Genomic DNA, 9913 nt, shown 5'->3' with positions numbered 1-9913 from the left:
CGACCGAGACATTGTCTTCGCCGCCATTGTCGTTCGCGGTGCGGATGAGCTGGCGCGCCGCCAGATCGGGATTCGCGCCATAGGTTTCGAGCGTACGGTGGATTTCCAGGTCGTCCACCATATCGTAAAGTCCATCGGAACAAAGAAGATAAAGGTCGCCAGGCTGCACCGGGTAAAGATGGCTCTCCACGTCAACCTCCGGGTCAACCCCGACCGCGCGCGTCACGAGGTTCTTGTTGATCGAGTGGCGCGCTTCTTCGACCGAGATCAGACCACTGTCGATCTGTTCCTGCAGCAGCGAGTGATCGCGTGTCATGGCGGCGAAGCTTCCGCTCCGTAGACAGTATAGACGCGAGTCCCCAACATGCGCGACGATCAGCTTGTTGTCGCAAAAGACGACGGCGACCAGCGTCGTTCCCATGCCAACGAACTGGACCTGGCTTTCTGCGGCTCGATAGATCGCAGTGTTTACCGCGGCAATCTGCTGCACCAGGCAACTGTGGGCAAAGGGCTGCCCCGTCCGGCCGTCCCGCTTGTGCGGCGGAACCGACTTGAAAGCCGCTTCAAGGCGGGAAGACAGGAGCTTGGTAGCCATGCTGCTCGCCACCTCCCCGGCGCTGTAGCCACCCATGCCGTCGGCAAGAATCGCCAGTCCGCGGCCGGCATCGGCAAAGACGGCGTCTTCGTTGTGCCCTCTGACCAATCCGGGGTCCGTCTGGACGGCAACCTCAAGCGCACCGGACAGGCTGGTGGGCACGACTAGGCTCCGTACGGCAGTTCGCTGCCCAGGCCGCGCACACGTGCGAGGCTCTCCAGACGAGCAGCCAAAGCCAGGTCCTGCACGGCCAGGCCTTGCGATTCGAACAAGGTGATCGCCTCGGCGGTTGTCCGCGCAGGCTGCCGCCCGACGAGCACCTGGCCAAGATCGCGCAGCTGACCCGCATGCAGGCGACCCTTCTCGAGCCAGGGCAGCAGATCGCCGGCTTCGCGCAGCGCCGTTTCGACGCTATCGACGACGATCGCCGAGCAGCGCTTCAGGACGTCTTCACCGAGCTCGCGCCTGATCAGCGAATTCGATCCGGCAGCGTTGATGTGCGTTCCTGGCGCCAGCCAGTCGCCACTGAACAGCGGGCTGGCGGCAGTCGTCACCGTGCTCACCAGATCGCTGCCGCGCACCACATCTTCCGGCGAAGCCCCCGGCCGCACCTCGAGCGCCAAGCGTTCCGACATTCGCCGGCAGAACTCCTGCAGACGTTCGCCGTTACGCGAATAGACCTTGACGTGGTCGAGCGCGCGTACCGCGGCGATCGCCTCGATATGGCCTTCCGCCTGCCAACCGGCGCCAAACATTCCGAGCACGCGCGCCTCCGTCCGCGCCAGGCAGCGCGTCGCGACGCCAGAGGCTGCGGCGGTGCGCATCATGCCCAGGCGGTCGGCCTCGATCACCGCGCGCAGGCTGCCGGTCGATGCGTCGTACAGATGGACGAGAAAGCGCACTCCCGAGCGATTGCTCGTGTAGGCCTTGTAGCCAATCACTCCGAACTCGGGCAGTGCTCCTTGCAGAACATGCAGCGTCGTCTGCGGCAGACGCGTGCGCTGGCGTGGCACATCGAGCGCCTGCCCCACAGCCAAGGCTCGGTGCGCGGCTTCCACTGCCTCCAGCGCGAGCGGCATGGTCAACAATTGTGCGACATCGCTTTCAGTCAGAAATAGCGCCATTCTCTCCTCATGGTTTTGACACTGTGATGGCTGCTGCTTCGGAGGCTCGCCAGGCAGCCGGTCGATGCACTGGCGCAGCCCTGATTTTACCGGCAAAACTCGGCTTGCCGAGAGCAAACAAAGAGGGCAGACGATCGTCTGCCCTCTTTTCCCCAACTCTGCGCTGCAGGCGACGGGCTCAGATCATCGACTTGATCAGTTTGGCCATTTCCGACGGATCGCGGGTCACCGTGAAACCGCACTCTTCCATGATCGCCAGTTTCGCTTCGGCGGTATCGGCACCGCCGGAAATCAGCGCGCCGGCGTGGCCCATCCGCTTGCCGGCGGGTGCCGTAACGCCGGCAATGAAGCCGACGACCGGTTTCTTCATGTTGGCCTTGCACCACAACGCGGCATTCGCTTCGTCAGGACCGCCGATCTCGCCGATCATGATTACCGCATCGGTATCCGGGTCGTCGTTGAAGAGCTGCATGATTTCGATATGCTTCAGGCCGTTGATCGGGTCACCACCGATACCGACAGCCGACGACTGACCAAGACCAATCTCGGTCAACTGGCCGACCGCTTCGTAGGTCAGCGTACCGGAGCGCGAAACGACGCCGATGCGCCCCTTGCGATGGATGTGACCCGGCATGATGCCGATCTTGACTTCGTCAGGCGTGATCAGTCCGGGGCAGTTCGGGCCCAGCAGCAGGGTCTTCTTGCCGCCAGCGGCTTCGCGCTTTTTCATCTTGTTGCGCACGACCAGCATGTCGCGCACCGGAATCCCTTCGGTGATGCAGATCACCAGGTCGAGATCGGCTTCAACTGCTTCCCAGATCGCCGCTGCAGCACCGGGCGGTGGAACGTAGATCACCGAGACCGTGGCGCCGGTCTGCGCGGCGGCTTCCTTGACCGAAGCGTAAATCGGAATCCCGAAAATACTCTCGCCGGCTTTCTTCGGGTTCACCCCGGCGACGAAGCAATTCTTGCCGTTGGCGTACTCCTGGCACTTTTCGGTGTGAAACTGCCCGGTCTTGCCGGTGATCCCCTGGGTGATGATCTTGGTGTCTTTGTTAATCAGAATCGACATGGTGGCTCCTTAACTGACCGCAGCGACGATCTTGGTGGCAGCTTCCGCCATTGAATCAGCGGTGATGATCGGCAGGCCGGATTCACTCAGGATCTTCTTGCCGATATCCTCGTTGGTTCCCTTCATGCGCACGACCAGCGGCACCGAGAGGTGCGTTTCGCGCGCCGCGGCGACGACACCAGTGGCGATCGTGTCGCAGCGCATGATGCCGCCGAAGATGTTGACCAGAATCCCCTTGACCTTGGGGTTGCGCAGCATGATCTGGAAGGCTTCGGTGACCTTTTCCGTGGTTGCGCCTCCGCCGACATCAAGGAAGTTGGCCGGTTCGGCGCCGAAGAACTTGATCGTGTCCATCGTCGCCATCGCCAAACCTGCACCGTTGACCAGACAACCGATGTTGCCGTCGAGCGAAATATACGACAGGTCGAACTTCGAGGCTTCCAGTTCGTCCGGATCTTCTTCGTCGAGATCGCGGTAGGCAACGATCTCCGGTTGCCGATAGAGCGCATTGGAGTCGAAGTTGAACTTGGCGTCGAGCGCCTTGATGTTGCCGTTCCCTTCAAGAATCAGCGGATTGATCTCGGCCAGCGAAGCGTCGGTCTCCATGTAGCACTTGAAGAGGCCCTTCAACGTGGCCACCGCCTTGTCGCGCGACTCGGCCGGTACGCCGATACCATCGGCGAGTTGCCCGGCCTGCGCGTCGGTCAGCCCGTCCTCGGGGTCGACGAAGACCTTGATGATTTTCTCGGGCGTCTTGTGCGCGACTTCTTCGATATCCATGCCGCCTTCCGACGAGGCCATCATGGCCACCGTCTGCGTCGCGCGATCGGTCAGCGCGGCCACGTAGTATTCCTTCCGGATGTCTGCCCCTTCCTCGATCAGCAGACGCCGTACCTTCTGACCCTGCGGTCCGGTCTGATGGGTAACGAGTTGCATGCCGAGAATCTGGCTCGCATACTGCCGCACCTCGTCGAGCGATTTGGCCACCTTGACGCCGCCGCCTTTGCCGCGCCCGCCGGCGTGAATCTGGGCCTTCACCACCCAGACTTTGCCGCCCAGGGTCTCGGCTGCCTTGACCGCATCTTCGACGGTCGGACAGAACACCCCGCGCGGAACGACAACGCCGAATTTCTTCAGGAGTTCCTTGCCCTGATATTCGTGAATTTTCATGCGCTTTCCTTGCTTGAGTTAAGGTTGCGAAACGTAATGAACCGCAGGGCAGGATGTCCTACCCCGGCTTCTGGCCGCGGTACCAACGTGGATAATACTGGCGTACCGCGTCTGAATGGGACTCCAGCGCGTGGCAGCGATCGAGCTGATAGGGCTTGTGGCCGCTGTCGTCGTTGTCCGGCACGTCGCTGGCGAAGGTCTGCAGCGCGGCGGTGGGCAGGAACATCGCCAGCTCACTCAGATGTGAGCAGCCGCGCGTGCTGCGGAACAGCGTCTTGACCGCCGTGCGGAAACCATGGAAGAGGTTGAGACCGATCAGTTGCCGGTAGGCCGGCGTAATGCGATCGCAATGGCCGACGTACGGCATGGCATCGGTGCTGGCAATCGCGTCGACGATGCCCATCCGCGCGTCGATGGTGACCCGCAGCCACATGTCATGCACGGCCTCGCCCCGCTTGCGCAAGCCTGACGACAAGGGGTAGTCATGATCCTTGACGTCGGTCAGGCGTGCCTCGATGTCCCAACATCCGTCGCTCCGCTTGTAGCCACCAAGCTGTACGCTGCGCACATGCTTGAGGGTACGTTCGGCGGTGGGCGGGGGCAGCGTCATCAATGATCCTGAAGGAGCTGGCAAGCGGCACTCGAGGCATCGCTACTAGCACTGGATCTTACTACAAGCGGGCACTTCTTTGCCGGCGAAATTCATAATTACAGCCGTCGTCCGGCCTCGTCGACGGGCGCTCGAGGTGGCGCCAAGCTCGTCGTCGCCGCCTGTTCAGCGTCTCGGCAAAGCTCAGCCGACGACCAGCCGGCGAATCTCGGCCAGCCCGGCGGAGAGCATCGCCAGATCCTGCGGCTCGCTACTCTTAAGCTCGTCGACCACAGCGCCGGCCTTGTCGGTCGGCGGTTGCGCGTCGGCCAGGACTTGCCGGAGAAGATGCTGGCGCAACGTGGCAAGGTCGGCCGCCAGTTGCGAACGGGCTCTTGCCTGCCAGCGGTTGCCGGCCGGCAGACGACCGATCGCTGCCGCCAGCCAGTCGAGGTCGAGCTGCTCGGCAAGTCGCCCCAGCCCCCGCTTGACTTCGCCAAGAGAATGGCCGGTCGTGTGCGCCAGATTGACCAGCTCGACGACCGCGATCACCGCCGCACGCTGCTCGATCAGTGCGGTGATCGCCTCGACACCTTGCCGCGCACCACGCAGTTCGCCGATGACCTCGGCCGCCGGCTGGCGGTAGTCGTCTATGATCTGGCCCAGGGCCACGCCGGAGCGCAGGCGGACGAGCAAGAGACGCGTCACCTGCCCGGTCATCGCCCGCAGGTTCGCCATCAGTTCCATCTGCCGGCTGGCCGGCAGCAGGCCGTCGAGGCGCTCGAGCTCGTACCAGAGTTCCTCTGCCGCCAGCACACGGCTGGTCGCGTACCAGGCGGCAGCCACTTCGGCCGCCGAGGCAGCTGTCTCGTCGCTGATGCGCATGACGAAAGTGGTTCCCATGCGGTTGACCAGCAGATTGACCAGTTGCGTCGTCGTGATGTCTCGCCGCAGCGGATGCCTGGGCAGGAGATCGCGGCAATGCTCGATGAGGACGCCCGGGAAGTAGTTCACGAGCAATTCGTGCACCTCTTCGCTGTCCGGCAACGACGACGCCAGGAGATCCTCTTTCAGCGAAATCTTGGTATAGGCCAGCAGCACGGCAATTTCCGGTGCGGTCAAGCCGCGCTTCTGCTGCGCGCGCTCGCTCAGACCCTTGTCGTCCGGCAGACACTCGATGGCGCGGTGCAGGGCGCCGCGCGCTTCGAGACCGCGAATCAGGCGACCGTGAACTTCGATCAGTTCGACCCCCGCCGCTGCTTCCAGCGCGATGGCCAGCGTCTGCTGGCGATTATCAGCGAGGACGAGCTGCCCAACCTCCTCGGTCATCGAGGCAAGCAGGGCGTCACGCTGTTTGGCCGTCATGTCGCCGCGCGCCACGCGTCCGGACAGAAGAATCTTGATATTGACCTCGTGGTCCGAGCAGTCGACGCCGGCCGAATTGTCGATCGCGTCGGTAAAGATGCGGCCGCCGTTCAGCGCGTACTCGATTCTTCCCCTCTGCGTAATTCCCAGGTTGCCGCCTTCGCCGACGACGCGCGCCTGCAACTGGTTGCCGTCGATGCGCAGCACGTCGTTGGCCCGGTCACTCGCTTCCTGATGACTTTGTCCACTGGCCTTGACGTAGGTCCCGATACCGCCGTTGTAAAGCAGATCGCACCTGGCCTGCAGGATGGCCCGGATCAGTTCGGGCGGGGTCATCTGCAGCGCGTCGCAGCGCAACCAGGCGCGCACCTCGCGCGACAGGCGGATCGACTTGCTGTCGCGCGGCCAGACTCCACCGCCGCTGGAGATCAGCGCTCGATCGTAGTCGGCCCACGATGAGCGCGGCAGGGCAAAGAGGCGCTGCCGCTCGGCAAAGCTGCGCTCGGCGTCGGGCTGTGGATCGATGAAGATGTGCCGATGGTCGAAAGCAGCCAGCAGCCGAATCTCGCGCGACAACAGCATGCCGTTGCCGAAGACGTCGCCCGACATGTCGCCGATGCCGATGACGGTGAACGGTTGTTGCTGGATATCGACACCGAGCTCGCGAAAATGCCGCTTGACCGCCTCCCAGGCACCGCGCGCGGTGATGCCCATTTTCTTGTGGTCGTAGCCGGCCGAACCGCCGGAGGCGAAAGCGTCGCCGAGCCAGAATCCGTAATCGACCGCAATCCCGTTGGCAATGTCGGAGAAGCTCGCCGTGCCCTTGTCGGCAGCGACGACCAGGTAAGGGTCGTCGCCGTCGCGGCGACAGACTCCGGACGGTGCAACGACCTTGCCGTCGACCAGATTGTCGGTCAGGTCGAGCAGGCCGCGGATGAACAGCGAATAGCACGCAATCCCCTCGGCGAGCACCGCCTCGCGTTCGTTCGCCGGCGGTAGCCGCTTGCACACGAAGCCCCCTTTCGAACCCAGCGGAACGATCACGGCGTTCTTTACCATCTGCGCCTTGACCAGCCCGAGCACCTCGGTGCGGAAGTCTTCCATGCGGTCCGACCAGCGCAAGCCACCACGCGCCACGCGCGCGCCGCGCAGGTGGACGCCCTCGACGCGTTCGCTGTAGACGAAAATCTCGTACAGGGGAACCGGCGCGGGCAGGAAAGGTATGTCGCGCGAGGACAACTTGAACGACAGGTAGTCCTTTGCCCGACCGCTGGCGTCGGTCTGATAGGCGTTGGTGCGCAAGGTCGCCTGGATCACGGTATGCAGCGCGGCAAGGATGCGGTCGTCGTCCGGATTACTCACCTGCAACAGGGCGGCGTTCAGTTCTTCGCTCAGCGCGGCAGCGCGCTGCTCATCGCCCTGCTGCGCGAAGAGCGCTGCGAACAGTTCGACGAGATGACGGGCAATGCCGAAATGCGCCGCCAGACAGCGCTCGACCGACGTCTGGCTGAACGGCAGACCGGTCTGCCGAAGGTAGCGGCTGTACGCGCGCAGGATGCCGATCTGCCGCAGATCAATTCCGGCGAGCAGCGCCAGACGGTTGAAACCGTCGTTCTCCACCTGCTCGCGCAGCAGCGCTTCGAGCAGTTCGACAAAGGCACGGCGCGTTGCTTCGTCGTTGAGCGCCGCCGCCTGCGGCAACTGAACGGCAAAGTCGGCGATCTGCAGATCACTTGCCGGCAAGGTAAACGGCTGTTCGGAGAGCACCGTCAGCCCCATGTTTTCCAGCATCGGCAGGATGGTCGACAAGGGCCGCGCACGGCCACGGCGGAACAGTTTCAGACGCTGGTGCGAGCCGTCGTCGCCCTGCGCAGTGCTCAGCTTGACCTCGACCTGACCGCTGCGCTCGGCCGTTTCGAGACGCTCGAGGTCGGACACCGCACCCGCCGGCGTAACGCATTCCTGATAAGACAGGGGCAACTCGCTGGCGTAGCGGCGCAACAGGCGGTTGCCGTGCTCCTCACCATAATGCGCAACCAGGTTCTGCTTCAACTCGTCGGTCCAACCGCGCACGATGCGGGCGACCTGAGTTTCGATGGCCTCGCCATCGTACTGATAGCGCGTGCCGAAAGGCGTACGGGCAATGAAATGCAGGCGCGCCAGCCGCGATTCACCCAGCATCACGAAGTAATCGACCTGCTCGGCCGCCAGGGTGTCCTGCAGGAGTGCCGAAATGCGCCGCCGGACAGTCGTGTCGAAATGATCGCGCGGCATGTACACCATCGCCGAAACGTAGCGCCCCCAGGCGTCGTTGCGCAGGAAGACGCGCACCTGTTCGCGCTCGTGCAGCGAAACGATGCCGCGCGCAATGCGCACCAGGTCGTCGCGCGCGATTTCGATCAATTCATCGCGCGGGTACGTCTGGAGCACGTTGACCAGCGTCTTGTCACGGTGGCTGCGCGGCAGAAAACCAATCGCCTCGACGACCGCGGACAGCTTGCGCCGCAGGAGCGGTATGTCAGTCGCCGCAACATGGTAGACCTGCGCCGTGTACAGGCCGACGAAAGCGCGCAGGCCGACGATGCTGCCGTCCTCGGCCAGGCGTTTGATGCCGATGAAATCCAGGTACGCCGAGCGATGCACGGTCGAGCGCGTATCTGCCTTGACCAGAATCACTGCCGCCGGATCTTTGCCGAGTTCGGCGACCGCGCCGGGAATTCCGCTCAGGCAGCGACCGAAGCGCGGATGAGCAACGTCGCGCAGAAGGCCCAGACCGCTCTCGGCAACGCGCACGAGAACGCTTTCGCCGGCGGCCAACTGGTAATCCGCGCTGCCCAGAAAGACGAAGTTGTTGGCGACGACCCAGGCCAGGAAGGCCGCCGTTTCGTCGCGCTCGAAGGCAGTGGAAGCGGCGACTTCATCGCGCGCGGCGTGCATCCGCTGATACATCGCCGCACCGTCATCGACCGCGCTACGCACATCGGCGAGCACGGCGACGATTTCCTCGCGCAAAGCGGGTAGCGCATCGGCGCCGACGCGATCGATCTCCAGGTGTATCCACGACTCGGCCTGCGTCCCTTCGCTGCCGCGCGGGCGGGTATGCTGCAGTCGGCCGCCGTCGCTGCGCAGCGCGCCGAGCAAGGGATGCAGGAGACGATGGATGGCCAGACCATGGCGGTAGACGACCATGGTGATCGAGTCGACCAGGAACGGGACATCGTCGGTCACGACATCCAGCACGGTATGCGGCGAATGCCAGCCATGGCGATCGAAGTCCGGCGTGTACAGCATGACACAGGCCTCGCCCAGCCGCCGTTCCTCGCCCAGGCGGAAATGCTGTACGGCCGCGCCGAGGAGTCCTTCCGGACTGGCATCACCGGCGTCGGTCAGTTCGACGTCGGCGAAGTAGGTGTCGAGGTATTCGCGCACCCCCGGCGACAACTTGTGACGGTCGGCGACATCGCGCAGATTGCGCCGCAGTGTGACGATCGATTCGCTGGACGAAGCCATGACGCAAGCCTCCCGCGCGGGTCAGTGGTGAAGGATCTTGGCGAGAAACTGCTGCGCGCGCTCCGAGCGCGGATTCCGGAAAAACGCCTCCTTGCTGTCGTCCTCGACGATACGCCCCTGGTCCATGAAGATCACCCGACTGGCGACGCGCCGGGCAAAGCCCATTTCGTGCGTCACGCACATCATCGTCATCCCTTCCTGCGCCAGCTCGGTCATCACATCCAGGACCTCGTTGACCATTTCCGGGTCGAGCGCCGAGGTCGGCTCGTCAAACAACATGCAGATCGGGTCCATCGCCAGCGCCCGGGCGATGGCCACGCGTTGCTGCTGGCCGCCGGAAAGCTGGCCCGGGTACTTTTCCGCCTGTTCGCGCAAACCAACGCGCTCCAGCAGCTTGCTTCCCTTCTCGCGCGCCTGCTCGAGGCTGCGGCCAAGCACCTTGACCTGGGCAATGCACAGGTTGTCGATGATCTTCATGTGCGGGAAGA

General features: G+C 63.7%; 7 protein-coding genes. All 7 read right to left on the bottom strand.

Annotated elements, in window-relative coordinates; genetic code table 11:
* Positions 1–757: Stp1/IreP family PP2C-type Ser/Thr phosphatase (locus RKP46_RS00955; RefSeq protein WP_311104898.1), on the bottom strand; the 757-nt coding region annotated here is incomplete at its 3' end.
* Between the two features lie 2 nt (positions 758–759).
* Positions 760–1719: an ornithine cyclodeaminase family protein gene (locus RKP46_RS00950; protein WP_311104897.1), complete on the bottom strand. Its 960-nt coding sequence runs from the start codon at positions 1717–1719 to the stop codon at positions 760–762.
* Positions 1720–1897: 178 nt separating this feature from the next.
* Complete coding sequence (gene sucD / locus RKP46_RS00945) at positions 1898–2791, bottom strand: succinate--CoA ligase subunit alpha (RefSeq protein ID WP_311104896.1); 894 nt, start codon at positions 2789–2791, stop codon at positions 1898–1900.
* A 9-nt stretch (positions 2792–2800) separates the two neighbouring features.
* The gene (gene sucC, locus RKP46_RS00940; RefSeq protein ID WP_311104895.1) at positions 2801–3961 is read right to left on the bottom strand and encodes an ADP-forming succinate--CoA ligase subunit beta; all 1161 of its coding nucleotides are present in this window, start codon (positions 3959–3961) and stop codon (positions 2801–2803) included.
* Positions 3962–4019: 58 nt separating this feature from the next.
* Positions 4020–4571 carry a DUF2889 domain-containing protein gene (locus tag RKP46_RS00935; RefSeq protein WP_311104894.1) on the bottom strand — a complete coding sequence of 184 codons (552 nt, stop codon included), beginning with the start codon at positions 4569–4571 and terminating at the stop codon, positions 4020–4022.
* A 183-nt stretch (positions 4572–4754) separates the two neighbouring features.
* Complete coding sequence (locus tag RKP46_RS00930; protein ID WP_311104893.1) at positions 4755–9425, bottom strand: NAD-glutamate dehydrogenase; 4671 nt, start codon at positions 9423–9425, stop codon at positions 4755–4757.
* Between the two features lie 21 nt (positions 9426–9446).
* On the bottom strand, positions 9447–9913 hold a 467-nt coding region (locus RKP46_RS00925), incomplete at its 5' end, for an ATP-binding cassette domain-containing protein (RefSeq protein ID WP_311104892.1).

It is taken from the genome of Accumulibacter sp. (genome assembly GCF_031732815.1).
Classification (GTDB): Bacteria; Pseudomonadota; Gammaproteobacteria; order Burkholderiales; family Rhodocyclaceae; genus Accumulibacter.
Note: the sequence above shows the minus strand (reverse complement) of the source record. Positions and strands in the feature narration are given on the sequence as shown.